The following is a 21,525-nucleotide window of genomic DNA, read 5'->3' on the forward strand; positions in this document are numbered from 1 at the left end:
TAGATTGTCGAACGCATTTTCGGGTATATTAGTCATCGAGTAGGGCTCCTTCTTGGTTGGCTTCGTAACCCCGAGAATACCCTACTTTTTTGTTGCTTGAGAAGGCGCCAAATTTTGGTACACAGACTACTTTACATCACCTACTTTCGGCATAATAGCCGTGCGGGGCACGCTTATTTCCGTCGCGGGCGGTACTTTCGGCATAATAGCCGTGCGGGGCACGCTTATTTCGGCCGTGGACGGTACTTTCGGCGTAATAGCCGTGCGGGGCACGCTTATTTCCGTCGCGGGCGGTACTTTCGGCCAAATAGCCGTGCGGGGTACGCTTATTTCCGTCGCGGGGGGTCTTCGGCATAATAGCCATGCCCGGCACGGTTAATCATCATGCGATTTATTCTGCCGGGTTCGCGGTGCCGATGTGATTTTATGCTTTCTTAAATGACGAAAAAACCGCGAGCGTCTTATCGCTCGCGGTTTCCCGCCTTGTCGATGCATGCTTGGCATATGCATGCCTTGTTACGTTGTTCCGCCGGAATAAGTTCCAATATTTCTCGCGGAAACTCGACAACTTTACTGCACCAGCATTCCCCATGCGGCAAGCCCGCTTCGTTCCCGCAATGGTTGTCTTCTCCGCATAGAGGGCAAATCTTCGCGTTGCTCGCTTCCCCGCTCAAATGGCGACACCTCGATCATTTCCCCTTAAGGAATTGAACCGCGGCGGTTATATCCGCTTCCGGATTCGTCCCGACCTCGCGTTCAATCGTTAGATACCCATTATAGCCAATATCCCTAAGCGCCTTCAAATAAGAATTCCAATCGACGCCGCCTTGTCCGAGCGGAACTTCCCTGAAGGAATCTCCCGACTCCGCCTGCTCCGCCATCTTCTCATGATCCAGCGGCACGAAGCCTAATGCCCCGTAAACTTCCCGAGGATCGACTTCGCGCAATCGAATGCCGTCCTTCGCATGCGTATGAACGATGTAATCCCGCAGCGTGTATACGCCTTGTACGGGATCGTCGCCCGTTACCATGACCATGTTGGCCGGATCGAAATTCACCGAAACTCCCTTGGAGCCGAGGCCGTCCAAAAATTGCTTCAGATGAGCCGAAGTTTCCGGGCCGGTCTCGATGGCGAAATAGGCGTTCATCCCGGTGGCATACCGGCTTAGCTCATCGCATGCCAGATGCATCGACTCGTACACCTCGCCGTTTCGATCTTCCGGAACGATTCCGATATGCGTCGTCACGATGTTCGTTCCGAGCTCGACGGCCAGGTCGAGAATTCGCTTCGACTTCTCGATTTTCTCGGCATTTGCCCGTTTATCCTGAAAGCCATGGCCGCCAAGATCTCCTACCAATGCCGAGATTTGCAATCCTAGAGATTGGATATAGTCCTTCCATTCCTTGCGCGCCGCCGCGGAGAGATTCGCGGGATCCATCTCTCCCGTAACGGCATAGATTTGCACGCCGTCGGCTCCAACAGCTCTCGCTTTCAATAAACCCTCGCGAACGCCTACCCGAAAGCTGTCCACGATGACTCCGATTTTCCAAGGTTGGATAATTTCCGTCATGATTAACGCGCTCCTTCCGCTTGTTTGGTTTCTTCCCACAACCGACGCGCGTTGCTCAGCGCCAGCTTCGTTGCGTCGACGCAAGATTCCATTCCTTCGAACTCGATCGAGACGTAACCGTCGTAACCCGACTCTCTAACGATGCGGACCGCGGAACGGATGTCCAAATCTCCGTGCCCTACGATAGCCCCGCGCAAGTAAGCGCCTCCGCTAGAACGGAACCAGCCCTCTCCCGGATCGAGCGCCGCCGGTCTGATATAGAAATCCTTGAAATGCACGATGGAAGCAAAGGGAATATTATTGCGAACGGCTACGGTCGGATTCTCGTCGACGCATACGAAATTTCCGATATCCAGAGTCGTACGGAAATTATCGCGGCCGACTTCGTTGACTAACGCCTGAACTCTATCGCTGGCCTGGATATAATAGCCGTGGTTTTCCACGCTTGTCGTGATTCCGAGCGGCGCGGCATAATCGGCGATCCTCCTGCAAGCTTCCGCGAGTTTAGGCAGATCCTCCATGAATCGACCAATGGAGGTATCCCGGGATGAAGCTACGTCATGACGCATGAGCTTCGCTCCCAGCGCGGCCGCTATGTCGACCTCCCGCTTCACCCTGTCTATTTCCCGTTCGTAAGCTTCCGCGTCCAAGCCCGCGAAGTTGGCTCCGATCGCGTAATTGGATATCGCGATGCCGACCTCCGTCGCCTTGGCTTTAATGGCGTCTATCAGCTCCGGATTGGCGGTCAGATCGAACCCCATCGGAACGATCTCGACGTGTTCGCCGCCCATGTCCCCGATGTGGCCGATCGCTTGGATGACGTCCATCTCGCCGGTTTGCATCGCCTGCCAGAAGGAATAAGTACTTACTCCCCATTTCATAGCCGGATCTCCTCGCCTTTCGCCGCTGATTCGTATATTCCGCATAGGATCTTCATGATTTCTACACCGTCTTCTACCGGGCTGATCTGCTTGGTACCGTTAACGATACAATCGATGAAATGATTGATTTCCTCGACGAATGCCGGGTCTCCCGTAAATCCGGCCTCGCTGTCGGTTTGAGGCTGGATGTTCAGGATCGTATCGTACTTCTCCGTCACGATGGAAATCTTCGGATCGATTTCGAATCCGCCCTTGTCCCCGTATAGCTTAACCGAGCCCTCGTCCTGCTTGGCATGCAGCGAAAAGCTGACATCGACCATCAATGAAGCGCCGTTCTCGAAGCGGATGATTGCATTGGCCAAATCTTCGACCGTATTCTTGGAAGCATCGTAATCGGCCGCTTTGTAGAAGGATAGGTGCTTGACGTTCGACCGGTTTCCAAGCTTATGGTAAGTATTCGCGCTGATCGTCGTCGCCTTCGGGCGTCCCATCAAGTACCAGCATAGATCGATGACATGTACTCCGATATCGATCAGCGGTCCGCCGCCGGAGCGCTCTATGTCCGCGAACCAGCCCCCCGGATTGCCGAGACGGCGGATCGTCGACGCTTTGGCATAATACAGCTCTCCGAACTCTCCGTTATCGGCGAACCGGCGCAGCATCTGAACGTTGGGGTCGTACCTGCGGACGAACCCTACTTGAAGCAGCTTGCCGGAAGCGCGTACGGCCTTCTCGATAAGAAGAGCTTCCTCGACCGTGCGCGCAAGCGGCTTCTCCACGAGTACGTGCTTGCCTGCTTCCAAAGCGGCTATGCTGATCGGCGCGTGCGTATTGTTCCAAGTACAGATGCTCACGGCGTCGATATCGGGGTCGGCCAACAGCTCGCGATAGTCGGAATACGTCTTATCCGCTCCGTATTTCTTCGCGACTTGCCGAGCCCTCTCTTCGTTGACGTCGCAGATTGCCGTGATGACGGATTTGGGATTGCGGGAATAGGCGTTCAAATGCGATTCCGAGATCGAACCGGTGCCGATGACACCTATGCGGATGGGTTTCATTACTCTCAACGCTCCCTTTCAGTGGTTGTTAATTCGTATTATAATGGGATGAGCTTCGCAAACCATGAAGAAGCATGCTCTTTATTTGTACAATCGTGCGATTCAGGGAGTGAACCCATTGAACAGACTTGACTTGGATTCCTTGCGCGAATCCATGCCGATGCCGGATCCGTCCTTTCCGATCAAGATCCACCCTCGCCAGACGCACAAAATGGTCGTAGGCTCTACTTTGTTCCCCCATCATTGGCACGAGCATTTGGAGTTTCTGTATTTCGTGTCGGGAACGGCCACCATCGAGTGCGGCTCCGTTCCGATTTCTCTTCAATCCGGAGACCTGTGCGTCGTAAATAGCAATGAGCTTCATTATGGAATTAGCACCTCCGAGGATTTATCCTTTTATGCGATGATCGTGGATATCTCGTTGCTTCACAGTCACTCCGCGGACGCCATAGAAACGAAGTTCATTACTCCGATTATCCAGAACCGGATTTTGTTCCAGAACCGGATAACGGAAGACGCGGAGATCACTCGTTGCATGGTCTCGATAATCGGGGAGCTGGAGCGGAAGGAATTGGGGTACGAGCTATCCATTAAATCGCATCTTTACGGTCTGCTGTCGCTCCTCGTGCGCAATTACGTCGCCACGCTGAAGGAGTTGGACGTGTATCGGCACAAGTTAAAGGACTTGGAACGCCTTGCGCCCGTCTTTACTTATATCGACGAATATTATCGGGATAAAATTACCGTGGAGCAGCTTGCGAATATCGCCGGTCTAAGCAGATTCCATTTCAGCCGACTATTCAAGCAAGTAACGGACAAATCTTTGGTCGAATATATCAATTTGGTCCGAATCAATAAATCGGAAAGCATGCTCCGCGGTACGGGCATGACCATCTCGGAAATCGCTCTCGCTTCCGGATTCAGCGACATCTATTATTTCAGCCGCACGTTCAAGAAATTAAAAAAAACGCCCCCTACGGAATGGAGAAAAACCGAGCATAACGGAGTCGATAAATGAAGCGCGCAAGCCTCTCGGCCGGCGCGCTTCGTCTTTTACAGCACCATACGATGCTTAGTGAACCGATTGGCGTACGAAGACGCGACGCAGGCTTCCGGCTTAACTCTCGGCGCGTACATTCCCATCGCCTCAACCCGGTCGACCATCTCCTGGACGTATAGCGCCGTCTTATTAACGACCGGCTCCGTCCCCGCATCGATGTCGATGAACGTTTCGAGCATAGCTCCTTGATAGATGTAGGGGAGCAGCAAATCTTCCATCCGGTTAACCGCGCATGCGTCGAAGTAACCCGCCACTCTCTGCGAGAACGAGGTTTCTAGCGTCAGCTTCTCCCTAATAGACGTTAATTGCCTCGGGACGGCCAATTGTCGATAACAAGCCCAAGCTCCCCTCCCGATCCGATGGATCACGATACCCGTCACGAATTTGGTATGGCCGCGATGGACCTGGCTATCCGTGCCGATCACGAAATGATAGGAACCCTTGGGATCCATGCTAATAAAGCGAAGAATCCGCTCGTATACGTCATCAAGACTCAGGTTGTTTTCCGACAAATTCTGAAAGCTCAGCTCGTCGCATCCGGAAATCGTGCTCATCATGGTCATGCCATCACCTCTGCTATGCATGCTGTGTTTATAGATTATTGTATGGCGAGGTCGACCGGACTCGAACCTTTACCTTTTCTGAAACCGACACCAGTTGCGTTGGCTTGTTCGCCGGCTATTTTACTCCTCATCCGCAGGGGTCTATAATAAGTAAAGTCGTTTTCGATTCCGAACTGAATAAAGGGGATTCATCTTCTTATGAAAATACTTATCATGACCGCCGTGGAGGCGGAAAAGGATGCCGTGTGCAGAGGACTTCGAGGTGATAGCCGATTCGAGGTTCTGACCGCGGGCGTCGGCCCGGTCGCCGCCGCGGTGAGCACGGCGACTGCTCTAACCACGGCACCGCAAGGCGTACGCTACGACCTCGTCGTAAGCGCCGGGATAGCCGGAGGCTTCGCGGATCAAGCCGCGATAGGCACGATCGTCGTCGCCAGCGATGTCGTCGCCGCGGATCTGGGCGCGGAAACTCCGGACGGATTCGCCGGAGTGGACAAGCTCGGCTTCGGCTCGAATCGTATTCCCGTGGAGCGCCTTCTATCCTCCAAGCTGGCCGATGCTCTGAACCTGGCGGGAATAACGGTTCGATTCGGTCCGGTTCTCACGCTCTCGACCGTCACGGGCACGGCTGCAAGCGCCGTCGAGCTGGCGGAACGAGTCCCGGGAGCCGCCGCGGAAGCGATGGAAGGTTTCGGAGTGGCCGCGGCCGCGCAAAGCCGAGGTATTCCGTTCATGGAAATTCGCGCCATCTCGAATGCGGTCGGACCGCGCGACCGATCGGCGTGGCGCATCGGAGATGCTCTTGACGCTTTGGAAGCCGCATGTACACACTTACCGGAGGTACTCTCATGAAAATCGCCTATTCTCCATGTCCCAACGACACTTTCGTATTTCATGCACTTGTCCACGGACTCATTCCGGACGCGCCTTCGTTTGAAGTCGCCTATGCGGATATCGATATCACGAACCGGTTAGCCGCGACTACGAACGATCTCGATATCATGAAAATTTCATATGCCGCGTTACCGTGGATTCTCCCCGAATACAAGCTCATTCCATGCGGCGGAGCGCTCGGTCGGGGATGCGGGCCGTTGGTGCTAACCGCCGGCGGCGAGAATATCGACGCAACCGCCCTCTCGGGCAAAAGAGTCGCCGTACCGAGCGAACGCTCGACCGCTTATCTTCTATTCCGGCTATGGGCTACTCGGAACGTACCGGGCGGCGTCGGCGAAATCGTCGTCATGCCGTTCCATGAGATTATGCCCGCCGTGCGCGACGGTCTCATCGACGCGGGTCTCGTCATTCACGAAGCCCGTTTCACCTATCAGAATTACGGACTCTCCCAGGTCGTCGACTTGGGAAGTTGGTGGGAGTCCGATACGGGCCTGCCTATTCCTCTAGGCGCGATCATTGCCCGCCGGACGCTTGATCTTCCCTCGATTACGAAATGGATTCAGGCCTCCGTCGCCTACGCATGGGAGCATCCGGACGCTTCGAGAGAATACGTACTGGCTCATTCTCAGGAGATGGAGCCGAGCGTAGCCCAGTCGCACATCGATCTCTACGTGAACGAGTTTACGGCGAGCTTGGGAGAAGACGGTTTTGCCGCCGTATCCAGCTTGCTACAGCGCGCCATGGACGAACAACTCGTTCCGCGAATGGACTTGTCGACCCTGTTAGGGTAATGTCGAGCCGACGCGAAGAAGACCCCCGACCGCCATAGAGGCGATACGGGGGTCTTCTTTTTGTTTTGTTGGCGGTTTTACGGAAGCCCGGTGTTAGGTGGATTCGCCGTTCAAGTATCTAAAGAACGGTGCATCTACCCAGAAGTCGTAGTTGATGACCGTAATCGAAGGATCGAGCTTTTTGAATCCTTCTGTGACGGCTGCCGATTTTTCTTTCAAGGAGAACGACTGAGCGTAATAATGGCCTTTTTCGATTTTGTTGTTGGAGATTTTCTCATAGCCGGTTAGTTCAGTCAAAGAGAAGTAAAGCGGCTGCCACCAAGATCCGTAGATGAGACCAGGTTGCTTGTCTTCGTTCTTCTTCGCGTAGTAGAGAATGACTTTGTCGAACCGGGCTTTGTCTGCCGCGGTGGAAAATTCGAAAGCAATATCGTATTCTTTGGCATATTCGATATAATTGCCGTTCTCGATTTGGACGACCTCGTACAAGTCGGAGACACCCGGCTCGCCCCATTCCTTCAAGTAAATGAAGGCGGAGGTTTTAGGCTCGAACTGTACCTTGGCGTTTATTTTCTCGCTGCGCAGAAGACCGATCAATTGAAGCGCATGCTGGAAATCCGAATGGCCGTAAACCAGAGAAAGCGAATCTATGAAGCCTGCGTCGTAACGGGCGTCTTTCAGGTTGTAGCCCGTTACCAAATCCTGCTTCAGCGCTTCGTCGACGATTTTCTGCAGCTCGGGGGATTTAATGATGTCCGAAGTGGCGTATGCATCGTTCAGCTTGGCGTAGATGTCGGAATCGGACGAGTAGCCGAGGTAGTGCTTGTATTGGCCTTTGATCTCCAAAACCTTGCCTATCAGATAGGTGGAAAGAGACGCGGAAGCGGCTGCTCCGCTTGTAACGTCCTTATAGAATTCCGCGGGAATCAAGCCGGTATCTACTGCGGCAGCCAACTCTTGGGCGCCTTTAGTTCCATAGACATCCGGCTTCCAAGTCAATTTCAGCTTGGTTAGCGATGCTTTTACTTTAGCTGCAGGATAAGTGTAAGCAAGCTCTTCTAAGTCCGCTGCTCTCAAGGCGAACTGCACCGCATTCAAGGAAGTCAAACGCGCGGAGGCTTTCACGGTCGTCGAGGACAAGATTCCTTTCTCGTAAGCTGCGGCGGCATCCTCGTAATAAGGAGAGCTAGCCGCGACGTCCGTGAAGGAAACGGCTTCTGCAGGTGCTTCGTAACCGAGGGAATCGGCGATCGCGGAAATGAACTGGCCTCTCGTCAATTGATCTTGAAGAACGACGTCGTGCTTCTCCTTCAAGAACGTCGCGTATTCCTTAACGACGGGCGAAGCAGCGGGTGCTACTGGCGGTTTAGCCGCGACGGCGGCTTGGGCGGAACCGGACCAAGCGATGGCACCGACGGATGAAGACGTTAGCAGGACCGAAGCGGCTAGCGCAAGCTTGGTTCCTACTTTGTAAGTATGACTTTTCATTACTAAAACCTCCATAACCTATATGTATAATAAGAATTATTGAGGATGATCATATCATCCTCTCTTAAATTCTGTCAAACCAAAAAAACAAAATCTCTCAAGCCTGCGATATCGCAGCTCCGGCGCCGGTCGTTACGATTCGGACCAGGGTTGCCGAACCGACTTTACCGTCTCTCCGCTCGCAACGGCTTGTTCGATCAGCATTCCGATATAGTGATCTTGAGACGCATCCGGAAGACCGTAAAATTCGGGGCCACCCGCGGCATAAATCGCCATCTTGCTCAAGCAGGAGGCAATCGCTATTTCATCGTCGTAGAGCCTTGCCGGCATGAACGGGTTTTCGTACACCCATCGTTCTCCCGCCGTAATACCCTTTAGGAAGTAACCTTCCGCGTTCTCGTATTCGCCTTTGTTCATTCGCTTCAATTCCATGCTTATTTGTGTGCAGGAAGGATCCTGAATGCTAATCCGGTTGTCGAATATTTCCCCCCGCTCTCCCCTAACGCTTAAATGATTAGAACGGATCCATGAACGGTGTTGGTCCTTGGTGAAATCATAAATGCCCAGCTTACCGCCGAAATCCAACCATGCCAAGTCCCGCTCCGACTTGACGATCCGGTCATCCGTAGGCGGTCCCCCGCGGTTGGGTCCGGCTACCCAATCGGATTCGAACCTCATTCCTTTAACGGCCACATCCTCGAATCGGATTCCAAGAATCTTCCTTATGAGACTTACGGCATGATACATATGGGATATGGACACGGACACCTGATTTACTTTGCCTAGCCGCCCGGACTCGATGATCGATTGACGGGCTTCTTGAACGGGGTGGAACTGATATTGTTCGGCGATTTGGATCTTCGCTCCTTGAAGCGTGAGCTTATCATGTAGCTGCAGCAAACCCTCCAAAGTAGGCGCGGGGGGCGTTTCCGCAAGAACGGGAATCCCTCGTTCCGCAAGCTGCAGCATATACTCCATGGCGGCCGACGGGGCAACCGAGAGAACGACGAAATCCGGTTTTTCGTTATCAAGTAGTTCATCTAAAGTTCTGTATGTACCTACTTTCCATTGTTCTTCTAATACCTTGCCTTTGTGCTCCTCACGGACTACCATGCCGCTTACTCGGAATCGTTCCGGAAGCGCTTTCGATATTCTCAGAAAATACTGCGCTCGAAACGATCCGCCGCCAACGATACTGAAGCTAACCGATTTGTGCATACATGTCTCCGCCTTCGAAGTTTTCATAAAAACCGTGAAAGCCCCTCCGGATTGCGGCGTCAAACGCATCGGAAGGGGCTTCCACGGTTAGGGTATCAGAGTTCCTTTAAACTATAATGCTTTTCCTGCCGCAACAGGAACACGTAGTAACCCAAGTAATAGGCTACCAGAATGAAAAATATCGCTGCCGTCCACGGATCGGAGGAAAATTGCTGCGTAAATTCCTGACCCGAGCCAGTCGGCGTCGATCCGTCGTACATGAAGATTAGTCGGTAAGCCAGCCTGCCGACGAACAGAATGACAACGGCCGCTTGAATGCCCGTGTGCGTGTTATAGTACAGATTGCCATCGCCACTCCGCTCGAATTCGGAATAACGAATGGCCAAGTAAGCAAGCACGGCTCCGATCGCGATGCCTGCCGCGTCCGCGATGTACCGGATCGGGTGGGAAAACCCTGTAGCTATCAGCAGCACGCCGATCACCGCGAATATCCCGATGCGAAATTTCATTCTTCTCGCGCTGTATTTCTGAAACCCGATCGATCTTCGGATTCGGCGATACATAATTAATCCGATAAGCAACACGGGAATCGCGACCGAGCCGAAATGGTTCATACGATTGTGCCTCCTGCAGCGGTTATTGGCTGTTCTCTCGCCGCTATTGTAACATACGTAACGCCTAGCGAAAAAGCCGCTTACGTCCTAAGAAGCAACGTAAACGGCTAGCGTTATTCCATGAGATGGCGCATGAATCCGAATCTGCTACGGGTGGGATTTGAGTAGCTTAAGCATACTCTCCAGAGTCTCCACTCCCTGCCTCTCGGCTTCCCGCGCTCGTTCCAGATAATCGATCGAATAGGCCGCGTTCGCTTCCACGTTAGGATTGCCTCCCTGCGGGAATGGATACAACGACGGCAATCGGACCAGAGCGTTGAATACGTCCCGATAATGATTCTCCGCCAGCGCGGCTAGCCTCGATACTTCTTGCTCTTCCCGCGAGTCGCCGTCCCATCTCTGTTGAAGTTCCTGCAAGAACCGAACCGCGTAAGCGCGCGAATCGCAGACGACCGCGACGTTATAGGCATTGCCGAAGGGATCGACCGTACCTTTGCGGAAGGCTTCGATCCAAGCATCGTATGCGTCAAGTCCGTTCTGGAACGGAGGTTCGGAATGAAGATGATAGCGGACGCGGGCATGTTCGACTATCGATTCGAGCGTTTCGACTAAAACCGTTCTCTTATCCGTTTCGAAGAATCCGTCAAACGTCAGCACGAACAGTTCGCCGACCTGACCGCGTCCGAGCTTGGCGTACGGTAAAACACCTTCGCCGCTGACGTCCTTTACGTGGAGCTCCTGTTTGTCGTCGTCATATCCGTAGATAACGCCGAATTCCGGGATCAACAAGTCCCAGGCCACGGCAGGAATACCGCGGTCCAGGCTCGATTGAACTTTCTCGATGGCTTGGCCGAGAAGCTCCGGCGTCGGTGGCGTATAATTCGGCTCGCCCACGTATGAGCAACGGATGCCCAACCGGAGCAAATCTTTTTCGAGCACGGGTCCCCAATCCCATGCGGTCGGACCCGCAGGATCCACGTTGTTTCCGTTAATGTTGATCCGGAAGGCGTGTCCCGTATAGCCCATGACGTCGACCAACGACAGCTCCTTCTTCGGAGTAAACTTAATCGCTTCCCTCAGCGCCTGCGCGATCGTCGTCCAACTATTCTGATAGCTTCCGCAATGGGCAGGTTTCGTATAATCGACTGGAATCCATACCTCGTCCGCGGATTGTTCATCTGGCCCCTTTTCGCCACGCGCTTCTACATAATAGGGGCCCGGAACGTACATCGTCTTGGTGAACCATTCTTCGTATATTCGCTTGATAAACGACTCGAAAGCTTCACTAGGATCTTCATGTTTAAACACCGCGTAAGTTCCCGCTTCCGCGACATGCGGATCAACCGTCGTTTGACCGTCTCGAACGCGTAAACGTTTCTTTACTCCGTCGATGGCCACTCGTTCCTGCCAAATCATCATCGCTTCCATTGCCTTGATCTCCTCCGTCGCTAATTAAAATGGATAATGGAAACATCGAGGATTTTTTTGACCGGCAGCCCGCGAGTCCGACGCTGCCGCACGTAACCGTTAACGTAGACCCGTAGCCGCTCGTTCTGAAGCTTCGCTTTAGCCCGGGAAATGTTGTTGTACACGTTCGCCGGCGTTATCCGGAAAAGCTCGGCGATTTCCTTGGGCGACAATTCTCCGAAAAAATGCGCCTCGAAAATCTCGCGTTCTTTGCCGCTCAGACAAACCAACAAGCCGCCGATCGTATCCAACATCTCCTTGCGAAGAAGTTCCTCGGACGGATCTCCCGAGATCCGGATTCGTTCCTCCGAACGCCGACGCATATGGAACAAGACGCGGTCTAAACTCTCCCAATGCCCCCTATCGGAATCGACCCCCGTAGCAGTAGGAGCGATCAGCCCGGAAAACGGCATTTCCCGGCGGTACCGCCCTCCTCTTCGCAGCTTCATCCACGCTTGCGTTCTCACGATGCGATGAAACCACGGAAGAAACCGATTGCCGTCGACGAGGGTTCCCAGCCTAAGAAAAGCTCTCACCAAGGCTTCCTGGACGATATCCTCGGCCAAATGTTCGTCCTGCATCATAGAACGCGCAATGCCGCATGCTTTGGCCCGGTGGCGCCTGACCAGATCATAGAACGCGGCATGATCTCCCTCGCGGGCTCTTGCGACGAGTTGTCGATCATCCGGCTCTTCGGTATTTTCGTCGACTTCCGGGAACGTTATCGATAACGGCTTCATGGCGTCCTCCCTCCGATTCCATTACCCTAGATGCCATAACTTCGGAAAATCTATCAGAACGAAAACGCCTCTTTCCATATTCATCGGATTTCGCCTTAGGCGTGATTACCAATGTTTACTGAAAGAGGCGCGTTTCTTCGCGCGGAACGCCTAATCGGCGGTTATCCGCTATCGGATTCGTTTCCATATTCCAATTAGATGATGCCGTTCAACAATAAGCCCTTGGCCGGAATCTGCAAAACTTGCTGCATGGATGCTTGATAAGACGCGAATTGCTGCATATCGCGCATTTGCTTATTAAGAAGACTGCTCGCCGGAATGTCGTTGAACCGGGCCGTCGCCTTTTCCAGGCTTTGGGCCAATCCGTTAAAGCCGGCCAATGCTTTGCTCGTTCGCTCGAAGTTAAGCTCCAAGCTAGCCGAGAGCTTCGTCGCGTCGAACCTGAGAGATCCGTCGGAATTTCGTCCGACGATGCCGATCTGCTCGAACGAGTTGGAATCGATCGAATGATCGAAGCTTCTCTTCACCGCCGGGCTCAGATATCCCCCGGCTTCGCTCAGCCGTTCCTGCATGGCGTTGTAGTCGGACACGAGCTTTCCGATCTGCTTCGTCACTTGACCTTCGTCCGGACGGATTCGAACCTCGACCGCATCGGTAGTCGGTTTGAGCAATGTAGCGCTAGCTTTTCCCTTCTCCAGCTCGATCATATTGGAACCCGAGGTTTGCGTCGCGCCTCCGTTAACCGAATATTCGGCGTCCGACGCCGTCGTCGTTGCCGAAACGATCCCGCTTTTCGCCGCAGCATCGCCGACCTCGTCCGCGATCTCGAACCGACTGCCCGCCCCCGTCGCGTCGCTTCTAAGCTCAAGTCTACGGGTTCCGGCATTCGAATCGGATACGATAACGGCGGTTACTCCCGTCTTCGCATCGTTAATAGCGTTCCTCAGCTTGGTTAACGCCTGTTCGTTCGTATCCGTCGAGGAAATATTACTCGTTATCGTTGAGGATTTGCCGCCGATCGTCAGCTTGAACCGATTTGTCCCGCTCTGAATCGACGTGAGATCTTCCTTGTCCAGATCCGAACCGATATTCGTTTGCGCCCGGGCAAGAGACTGTACCTTCACTTGATAAGACTTTACGGTTGCCCCGCTCTGAGCCGCTCCCCATATCGAAGATCGATCGGACGAGTCGGCCTCTCTCGATTGCAGGGCCGAGGTGTTTTTCTGCAAAATATCTTTCGCCGAGGCTTGTACGGTCTGTACGGATTTAAGAAAATTAGCGATCACAGACGCCGCCGTTTTCGCGATTTGTTCGAAAGGTTGAGAATAAGACTTAGAAGGAGGCTTTAGCCAAGCTCCCGAAGCCATAGGCTGCCAGAACGCCGTTTGGTTAAACGGAGTCGGCATGTAAGGAGTTACCGGCGGTACGGCGTTATTGACCGTTCTTGCCGAATAATACCCGACGGGATACAAACCTGCGGAATAAATCATCCTGTCACCACCCTTAATCGATAAGAGCATCTGTATACCAACTATATCACCCTGTATTTTTTTACACAATCATCCAGTTATCGAAACAAAAGCCGTTCGCCGGATCTAAAAATCGGGAGAGTCAAATCCGTCCGAATGGCGCAATCTATCTTTATTGAGGGAATTTACGGATCGATCTACTTATTAGATCATTCTAATGCATAATAATGTCTATTTCCGAACATAAAAATGCTTTAGAATGGAATCAGGTGCGCAAGGCTTCATAGTTGGCACCCGAGTATGACTAACATGAATGCAGAGGGATGCACAATGTCTGACGACAATGAAAAGATGCAAGGACTATGGCAGCAATTTTTCGGCCCTAATCTAGGCTACATCCAAGAGCAATACGATATTTACTTACAGAATGCGGACTCGGTAAGCCCGCAGTATCGCGATTTATTCGCGCAATACGGTGCTCCGCCACGGACCGAATCGGGAATCGCTGCATCGGAACCTGCGCAGCAGCAAGGCGGATCAGCTTCCGCACCGACGGATACCCAGTTACTTAAGAAAGCAATAGCTGCCGGCCAGTTGGCCTGGAATATACGCGCCTTCGGCCATCTTGCCGCCGATATCGATCCGCTCGGCCTTAGCATTAAAGCAAGCTCCGAGATGATCGAGCCCGGCACGTACGGTTTAACCGAAGCGGATCTAACGAAGCTTCCGCCCGAATGCGTTTGGGAGGATGCTCCTTATGCGTTCAAGAACGCTTGGGAAGCCGTCGGAAAGTTGCGGGAGATTTACACGGGACCGATCGCTTTCGAATTCGGCCACGTACACTCCGAAGCGGAACGCAAATGGTTGAACCATCGCGCGGAAACCGTTATCCCATCCAATAAACTGCTCGCCTCCGAACGCGAAGCGTTGCTCCGGAAGTTGCTCGAAGCGGAACAATTCGAGGATTTCCTTCAACGCACGTTCGTCGGACAGAAGCGTTTCTCCGCCGAAGGGATCGAAGCGCTTATTCCGCTTGCGGACGAAATCGTGCACGAGCTTACGAACGACGGCGCTCGCCACATCGTCATGGGCATGGCGCATCGCGGTCGTCTGAACGTGCTTGCCCATGTGTTGGGCAAGCCATACGGCAATATATTCTCGGAGTTCCATCATTCTCCGAACAAGAATCTCATTCCGTCCGAAGGTTCGATCGGCATCAACTACGGCTGGACCGGAGACGTGAAATACCATCTGGGAGCTAACCGTTCCATCCAAACCGGCGAAACGGCGGAAACTCGCCTGACCTTAGCCAACAATCCAAGCCATCTCGAGTACGTAAACCCGGTCGTCGGCGGATTCGCCCGCGCGGCGCAAGAAGACCGGAGCAAACCCGGATATCCGGTGCAAAACCTTGATCTTGCTGCTTCCATCGTCATGCATGGCGATGCGGCATTCTCCGGCGAAGGCATCGTTGCCGAGACGCTTAACTTCAATAACCTTAGAGGATATACGAGCGGCGGAACGATCCACATCATCGCGAACAACCGGATCGGCTTCACGACGGAGAGCCACGACTCGCGTTCGACTCATTACGCCAGCGACTTGGCCAAGGGCTTCGAAATTCCGATTATCCACGTCAACGCCGACGATCCGGAAGCTTGCATCGCCGCGGCGCGTATGGCCAGCGAATATCGGACCCTGTTCAAGAAGGATTTCCTGATCGACTTGATCGGTTATCGCCGATATGGTCATAATGAAACTGACGATCCGGAAACGACGCAGCCGTTGATTTACAAAAAAGTCAAAGCGCACCTGCCTGTAAGCCGCCTGTATGCGGACAAACTCGTTCGCGACGGCTCTCTTTCGGCGGAAGGCGCGGAGCAAATCAAACGCGACGTACAGAACAAGCTGAAAACCGCTTACGAGCAAGTTAAAGGGCAAGAGCACAAGGATCCCGTCCATCAGTCTCATCCGACGGTGTACAATCCCGGCGAAGCCAAGCCTGCGACCGCCGTCTCCATGGAGAAGCTCCGCCAAATCAACAAAGGCTTGCTGACATGGCCCGAAACTTTCAAGGTTTACGGAAAATTGCAACGTATTCTCGAACGGCGCGCAGATGCGCTGAACGATGGCGAGAAGGTCGATTGGGGCCATGCCGAAACGCTCGCGTTCGCATCCATCTTGGCGGACGGTACTCCGATTCGCTTGAGCGGGCAGGACGTGGAGAGGGCAACTTTCGCGCACCGGAATCTCGTCCTTCACGATTCCGAGACGGGCGATACATTCTCCCCGTTACATGAATTGCCGGAAGCTCGAGCGTCCTTCGCCATTCATAACAGCCCGTTGTCCGAGGCCGGCGTGCTTGGCTTGGAATACGGATACAACGTGTACGCTCCCGAAACGATGGTCATCTGGGAAGCGCAGTACGGAGACTTCACGAATGCGGCTCAAGTCCTGATCGACCAATTCATTTCCGCCGGACAGTCCAAGTGGACGCAACGCTCCGGCTTGATCATGCTGTTGCCGCACGGATACGAAGGTCAAGGGCCGGAGCACTCCAGCGCGCGGATGGAACGATTCCTCCAATTGTCCGGCGAGGAGAACTGGACTGTCGCTTATTTGTCCAGCGCTGCCCAATATTTCCACTTGCTTCGCAGGCAGGCTTCCATCATGAATACGGAGTCGGCACGTCCGCTAGTCGTTATGGCTCCCAAGAGCATGATTCGCAACCCGTACGTTGCTTCCCCCGCTTCTCTGTTAAGCGAAGGTTCATTCCAAACCGTCGTCGAGCAGCCGGGGCTCGGAGAAAATCCGCAACGCGTGGAAAGACTGGTTCTTTGCACGGGTAAAGTCGCCATTGATTTGGCGGAAGAGCTCGACAAGTCGGCCGACGTCAACCGCGATTGGCTGCACATCGTCCGTATCGAGCAGTTGTATCCATTCCCGCAGCAAGAGGTTCAAGCGATCATCGATCGCTTCCCGAACTTGATTGACGTCCAATGGGTTCAAGAAGAACCGAAGAACATGGGCGCATGGAGCTACATGGAACCTCGCATCCGCGAGTTGCTCGAGTCCAAGAAAGACGCCACGGTAGGCTACAACGGACGTCCTAAACGTTCGAGCCCTGCGAGCGGATATCAGCAAATCCATAGCTTCGAGCAACAATTCATTATCAATCAAGCATTGGTCCAGAAGAAGAAAGCGGCCATTAAAACCGGGAGGTAAACAGCAATGCATGACATTATAGTACCAGCGATGGGCGAATCCATTACCGAAGGAACGATTTCGAAATGGATCGTCAAGGTAGGAGACTCCGTCAGTCAAGGCGACCTTCTGCTGGAGCTGGAAACCGACAAAGTAAACTTGGAGATCAGCGCCGAGCAAGACGGCGTTATTACTGAAATCCTGATGAACGAGGGCGACAACGTGAAAATCGGCGAAGCCGTCGGCAGAATCGGCGAAGCCGGCCAAGCCGCAGCTCCTAAAGCGAATGCACCGGCTGCAGCTCCGCAAAAAGAAAGCGTTCCGGCACCGGCTCAAGTCGCCGCTCCGGTCGCGACGCCAGCCGCACCTGCTGCCGCAGTGAACAGCGTCGACGCTAACTCTACGCTCGCGACTCCCGCGGCTAGGAAGCTCGCTCGGGAAAAAGGCATCGATCTGAACGCTGTCTCTGCTCGCGATCCGATCGGACGCATTCATTCCAGCGACGTGCAATCCGCTGGATCCGCGCCTGCTGCTGCGCAACCTGCCGCTGCCGCCGCTAAACCGGCCGTGGACAAACCGACTTCGAATTCGAATAAGCCGGAAGAGCGCAAACGCATGTCGCGCCGCCGCCTGACGATAGCTAAGCGCTTGGTCGAAGCCCAGCAAACCGCGGCGATGCTTACGACTTTTAACGAAGTCGATATGACCGCCATTCTCGAAGTTCGCAAACGCCGCAAGGATTCGTTCAAAGAGAAGCATGACGTCGGCTTAGGCTTCATGTCCTTCTTCACGAAAGCGGTCGTCGGCGCGTTGAAAGCATTCCCGCATCTGAACGCGGAAATCAACGGCGAAGATATCATCGTCAAGAAGTACTACGACATCGGAATTGCCGTATCCGCCAAAGAAGGACTCGTCGTTCCGGTACTTCGCGAAGCGGATCGCCTCGGATTCGCCGAGATCGAGCGTACGATCGTTGAATTGGCCGGCAAAGCCCGTAACAATACCCTGGAATTGTCCGAGCTTCAAGGCGGAACGTTCACGATCACGAATGGCGGCGTATTCGGTTCCCTGCTGTCCACTCCGATCCTTAACGCACCGCAAGTCGGAATTCTCGGCATGCACAAAATCCAGCTTCGTCCTGTTGCGCTCGACGCGACTCGCATGGAGAACCGCCCGATGATGTACATCGCGCTTTCCTACGACCACAGAATCGTCGACGGCGCCGAAGCCGTGCAATTCCTCGTGAAGATCAAGGAAATGCTCGAAGATCCGGAAACCCTTCTTCTTGAAGGTTAATTCTTAAGAGAACAAACCCACATCCTCGTTGCCTTATCGGCGCGCGGATGTGGGTTTTTTGTTGGGTCCTTGCAGTGTTACCGTGAGTGAGGTTTCGCCGAACTGCGGAATCATTTTGGTTTTTTCGATCGCTCCAGCTATAAAATTTATGGTTGCGGTACGTTTGTTAGGTGCACGTCCGCTCCAGCTATAAAATTTATGGTTGCGATACGTTTGGTCGGGTGCATGTGCGCTCTAGCTATAGATTTTATGGTTGCGGTACGCTTGGTGGAATGTTCGTCTGCTATAGCTATAGATTTTATGGTTGCGGCACTTTAGGCGGCATTGGCCTTAACCAATTATGTCTTTCGGATGCTTGTCCTTTATCGAGTATAATCGGTTCCCATTGGTTACGCGCGCATCATCGCAACGATCTGCCCTACATGGAAGGCTTCATGAACAATGACAAATCCTGCGATCTCGCCGTAATTAGAAAAGCCGTAGTAAGGGGCATCCAAGATGCTGTCAAATTCCTCTGGGGCAATGTCAAGAATACGCTTTTGCTGACTTCTCAACATCGTAATCAACTCCGTTAGAGAAGGAGGCTGTTCTACCCAATCGCTCGGCCTCGATCCCGAATCGAACCACTTTGTGAATGCGGAAGGCAGCATTCCCGTCGATGGAGGGACATGGAACAACATCCGTTCAGCTACCGAAAGGATATGCCCCGTCTGCCAGCGAATCGTATTGTTGAAGGCTTTCAACTGAACGTCGACACTCTCTGCTGGACATATCTCCAAGATTTCGATACACCAATCCCGTGCCATCTTCAACTGATAACTGATTGGATGCAGTATAGCCCCTCCTGTTTCCATTGGCATTTGCACTTCCTTAGCGTTGTGAACAGGTTACCCGCTGATAATCCTTCGGTGCCTGCTCCTGACATAGATATCTGCAATTAAACGCCGTAAAAAAAGGAGGACCGCCGAACCTGGCAAGTCCTCCGCTATAGAGAATATTCCGAGAAGCTTATATGATTAAGAATTATTTCAGTGAAACGTTGTATGCCGATCCCGCTTCTCCCGCGAAAATAAGGACGCCTTTTTGAGGCAGAACGACTTTATTGTTGCCGCTGATTACGCTGAAGTTGACTAATGCGCCGTTCGCGTCGTACACGGTAAACGAGCCTTTTGCCGGCAGCTTCACCGTCATCGTCTTGCCCGCCGCCTTTTCGGGAATCGTATACCATTTGGCCAAGCCGCTCCGCGGAATCGTTGCCAACGATTTTTTGCCGGCATAGATGGGCTTTAACGCGTCCTCGCTTACATACAGACTGCCGGCGGCTTCGAGATATTCCACGCCGTCCTGCATCAAGAATCGATACTCCATCGTATCTCTTCCGCCGACCATCGGAATTTGCAGGTCACTCGCCGCCGTGTCTGGTCCCGTTATTTTTTTGTCCTTGACGTAACCGGGAGCTTCTTCGAGCAAATCGATTTGTAGGGCCGGCAACAGCAGATACGCCAGCGACGTATATTTCTCGTTTACGAGATAATATTTGTTGCCGTCGCGCTTCTCCCAAGCCGCCGCCGTCGCGTCCGTGATTTCATTGGCCGAGAGTTTCTCCGCGGAATAATGCGACAGCGCCGTTTGGCCCAGATTCGGCAACGAAGCATACATTCTTACCCAAATGTAGGTACGACCGTTCTCTTCCGTCACGAAGCTGACCTTGGCCGTACCATCCTCGCTCATGAACGAGCCGTCCGTCGTATAGACGTACTTTTCCGCCGGCAGGTTTGGCATGAGAGGCAGGGATACCGACAATTCGCCGGTCTTGGCAATGTCGACCTGAATCAACTGATTCGTCGAGCCGTACATGCCCGCATAGTTCGGCACATCCTCCGGCATAACCGCTTTCGCCGCTTCGCCGAACGACTTTTCGTGCTTGAACTCCGCGATCTCGCCTTTTTCCTTAAGTGCGTGCAGCAGCATTTCGTTCGCCAGCAGCTGATTGGTCGAGCTGGATCCTCCGGAGGATAGAACGGCTGCCGCCATATTTTCCTCGGGAAGTACGACTAGCGCTGCATGATAGAGAATCGTGTCTCCGCCTTTGGCTACCGCCTGAATGCCGTATTCGTCGAACGGGTACAGGTCGACGCTGTCCCAGCCTAGCCCGAAGCCGAAAGAGTTGTCTGCTTCGTCCGGCCACATGCCGTTGTTATACTCGGCTTGTTCCATGGCCTCCACCGACTCGTCGGAGAGGATACCCTCTTTTTGCCCGCTGAAGATTTGCGAGAACCGGACCAGGTCCTCCGCCGTCGAATAGATACCGCCCGCGCCGATCGCATTAATCGTCTCGGTTGGCAGCTGCCCTTGATAAACCGGGAAATAAGTGGCTGCCATGCCGAATCCGTCCGTATTATCCAGGGGCGTCTTCGTATCGGCCATGCCGAGCGATTCAGTGAAATTTGTATGGATATAGGCCGAAAAGCCCGTGCCGCTGACTCTTTCCACTATAATTTCGGCTAACGTAAAACCGTCGTTGCAGTAAACCGAGTACGCTCCCGGGTCCGCCTTCAACGTTTGGTCGGCCAATTGCTCCAGTAGGCGATCATGGACGTAAGTATCGTTGTCTTCGAATAAGAAAGAGTTGGCGAACGAAGAACCTTGAAGACCGGAAGAGTGATTCAGCAGCATGCGAGTCGTGATTTCCTTGTAACGTTCGTCCTTCATCTTAAACTCGGGGACGTATGCCGTAACCGGGTTATCCAAGTCGATTTTGCCATCGTCCACCAGTTTCATCACGGCAGCCGTCGTGAACATCTTGCTTGTCGAACCTGTACCGTACGTCGTTTTTGCCGTCAGCGGCACCTTTCCTTCTTCGTCGTTCTTTCCGGATTGGCCAGATACGAGGATCCTTCCTTGATCGATCAAGGCGTATTGTACGCTTGTCGTTCCGTAGGTTCCCGTAAGCAGAGCAGCTTTCTCCGCCACCGCCTTTTGCGTTTCCACGTAGGCTTGTCCCTGGCTTGGTTCGGCCGCGATCGCCTCCGTCGGAACGAGCAAGGCTGCTACAAGTGCGGCAGTCAGCATCCCATTTTGTTTCATTCTCATTATTAACCTCCTTAGGCAAGTTTATAGTAATACGGGAAAAGAGCGGTAAGATTTCATTTTATTCCATATTATACGAGATCTTTATAAAGAAAATAAGGCTGCCCCCTCATTAAGAGGG

At 53.3% G+C, this 21,525-nt stretch carries 19 protein-coding genes; 6 read left to right on the forward strand and 13 right to left on the reverse strand.

From position 1 onward, the window contains the following. Positions 1–160: 160 nt before the first annotated feature. Positions 161–379 carry a hypothetical protein gene (locus tag DFP95_RS21430; RefSeq protein WP_115994744.1) on the forward strand — a complete coding sequence of 73 codons (219 nt, stop codon included), beginning with the start codon at positions 161–163 and terminating at the stop codon, positions 377–379. Between the two features lie 82 nt (positions 380–461). On the opposite strand, the gene DFP95_RS29495 is transcribed toward DFP95_RS21430, so the two are convergent. The 4 genes from DFP95_RS29495 to DFP95_RS21450 form a co-directional block, all read right to left on the reverse strand. Then, positions 462–599, reverse strand: coding sequence for a cysteine-rich CWC family protein (locus DFP95_RS29495; RefSeq protein ID WP_245987845.1), 138 nt, complete (start codon positions 597–599; stop codon positions 462–464). 90 nt (positions 600–689) lie between these two features. Beyond that, positions 690–1,571: a sugar phosphate isomerase/epimerase family protein gene (locus tag DFP95_RS21440; protein ID WP_115994746.1), complete on the reverse strand. Its 882-nt coding sequence runs from the start codon at positions 1,569–1,571 to the stop codon at positions 690–692. Positions 1,572–1,573: 2 nt separating this feature from the next. After that, a complete protein-coding gene (locus DFP95_RS21445; RefSeq protein WP_115994747.1) occupies positions 1,574–2,452 on the reverse strand; it encodes a sugar phosphate isomerase/epimerase family protein in 879 nt (292 codons plus the stop codon). Further along, the gene (locus tag DFP95_RS21450; RefSeq protein ID WP_115994748.1) at positions 2,449–3,510 is read right to left on the reverse strand and encodes a Gfo/Idh/MocA family protein; all 1,062 of its coding nucleotides are present in this window, start codon (positions 3,508–3,510) and stop codon (positions 2,449–2,451) included. The genes DFP95_RS21445 and DFP95_RS21450 overlap by 4 nt, the downstream gene beginning before the upstream one ends. A 118-nt stretch (positions 3,511–3,628) precedes the next feature. Here DFP95_RS21450 and DFP95_RS21455 point away from each other — a divergent pair, with 118 nt between their 5' ends. Next, a complete protein-coding gene (locus DFP95_RS21455) occupies positions 3,629–4,528 on the forward strand; it encodes a helix-turn-helix transcriptional regulator (protein ID WP_245987830.1) in 900 nt (299 codons plus the stop codon). Positions 4,529–4,563: 35 nt separating this feature from the next. Here DFP95_RS21455 and DFP95_RS21460 read toward each other — a convergent pair whose 3' ends face one another. After that, positions 4,564–5,133, reverse strand: a complete 570-nt coding sequence (locus DFP95_RS21460) for a ribonuclease H-like YkuK family protein (protein ID WP_115994749.1) — start codon at positions 5,131–5,133, stop codon at positions 4,564–4,566. A 198-nt stretch (positions 5,134–5,331) separates the two neighbouring features. Between DFP95_RS21460 and DFP95_RS21465 the strand changes: the two genes are divergently transcribed. Together DFP95_RS21465 and DFP95_RS21470 are read left to right on the forward strand one after the other, a co-directional pair. Then, positions 5,332–5,985, forward strand: coding sequence for a futalosine hydrolase (locus tag DFP95_RS21465; RefSeq protein ID WP_115994750.1), 654 nt, complete (start codon positions 5,332–5,334; stop codon positions 5,983–5,985). Further along, positions 5,982–6,818: a 1,4-dihydroxy-6-naphtoate synthase gene (locus tag DFP95_RS21470; protein WP_115994751.1), complete on the forward strand. Its 837-nt coding sequence runs from the start codon at positions 5,982–5,984 to the stop codon at positions 6,816–6,818. Before DFP95_RS21465 ends, DFP95_RS21470 begins: the two co-directional genes overlap by 4 nt. A 93-nt stretch (positions 6,819–6,911) precedes the next feature. Here DFP95_RS21470 and DFP95_RS21475 read toward each other — a convergent pair whose 3' ends face one another. The 6 genes from DFP95_RS21475 to DFP95_RS21500 form a co-directional block, all read right to left on the reverse strand. Next, positions 6,912–8,306, reverse strand: a complete 1,395-nt coding sequence (locus tag DFP95_RS21475; RefSeq protein WP_115994752.1) for an S-layer homology domain-containing protein — start codon at positions 8,304–8,306, stop codon at positions 6,912–6,914. Between the two features lie 132 nt (positions 8,307–8,438). Next, positions 8,439–9,524 carry a Gfo/Idh/MocA family protein gene (locus tag DFP95_RS21480; protein ID WP_115994837.1) on the reverse strand — a complete coding sequence of 362 codons (1,086 nt, stop codon included), beginning with the start codon at positions 9,522–9,524 and terminating at the stop codon, positions 8,439–8,441. Between the two features lie 95 nt (positions 9,525–9,619). Next, positions 9,620–10,138, reverse strand: a complete 519-nt coding sequence (locus DFP95_RS21485) for a CcdC protein domain-containing protein (RefSeq protein WP_115994753.1) — start codon at positions 10,136–10,138, stop codon at positions 9,620–9,622. Positions 10,139–10,285: 147 nt separating this feature from the next. Continuing rightward, positions 10,286–11,566 carry a GyrI-like domain-containing protein gene (locus DFP95_RS21490; RefSeq protein ID WP_115994754.1) on the reverse strand — a complete coding sequence of 427 codons (1,281 nt, stop codon included), beginning with the start codon at positions 11,564–11,566 and terminating at the stop codon, positions 10,286–10,288. A gap of 20 nt (positions 11,567–11,586) precedes the next feature. After that, the gene (locus DFP95_RS21495) at positions 11,587–12,345 is read right to left on the reverse strand and encodes an RNA polymerase sigma factor (protein ID WP_115994755.1); all 759 of its coding nucleotides are present in this window, start codon (positions 12,343–12,345) and stop codon (positions 11,587–11,589) included. A 194-nt stretch (positions 12,346–12,539) separates the two neighbouring features. Next, positions 12,540–13,835: a flagellin hook IN motif-containing protein gene (locus tag DFP95_RS21500; protein WP_181907553.1), complete on the reverse strand. Its 1,296-nt coding sequence runs from the start codon at positions 13,833–13,835 to the stop codon at positions 12,540–12,542. A 309-nt stretch (positions 13,836–14,144) separates the two neighbouring features. On the opposite strand from DFP95_RS21500, the gene DFP95_RS21505 reads away from it, so the two are divergent. Then, positions 14,145–17,039, forward strand: a complete 2,895-nt coding sequence (locus DFP95_RS21505) for a 2-oxoglutarate dehydrogenase E1 component (protein ID WP_115994757.1) — start codon at positions 14,145–14,147, stop codon at positions 17,037–17,039. 6 nt (positions 17,040–17,045) lie between these two features. Beyond that, positions 17,046–18,314 (forward strand): 2-oxoglutarate dehydrogenase complex dihydrolipoyllysine-residue succinyltransferase, encoded by a 1,269-nt coding sequence (gene odhB, locus DFP95_RS21510; protein WP_115994758.1) that lies wholly within the window; start codon positions 17,046–17,048, stop codon positions 18,312–18,314. Positions 18,315–18,703: 389 nt separating this feature from the next. Here the strand turns inward: odhB and DFP95_RS21515 are convergent, their stop codons facing one another. Both DFP95_RS21515 and DFP95_RS21520 read right to left on the reverse strand, forming a co-directional pair. Beyond that, positions 18,704–19,168 (reverse strand): DinB family protein, encoded by a 465-nt coding sequence (locus DFP95_RS21515; RefSeq protein ID WP_181907554.1) that lies wholly within the window; start codon positions 19,166–19,168, stop codon positions 18,704–18,706. A 169-nt stretch (positions 19,169–19,337) separates the two neighbouring features. Continuing rightward, complete coding sequence (locus DFP95_RS21520) at positions 19,338–21,407, reverse strand: serine hydrolase domain-containing protein (RefSeq protein ID WP_115994760.1); 2,070 nt, start codon at positions 21,405–21,407, stop codon at positions 19,338–19,340. Between the last annotated feature and the right edge of the window lie 118 nt (positions 21,408–21,525).

The organism is Cohnella lupini, from assembly GCF_003386205.1.
GTDB classification, from domain to species: domain Bacteria; phylum Bacillota; class Bacilli; order Paenibacillales; family Paenibacillaceae; genus Cohnella; species Cohnella lupini.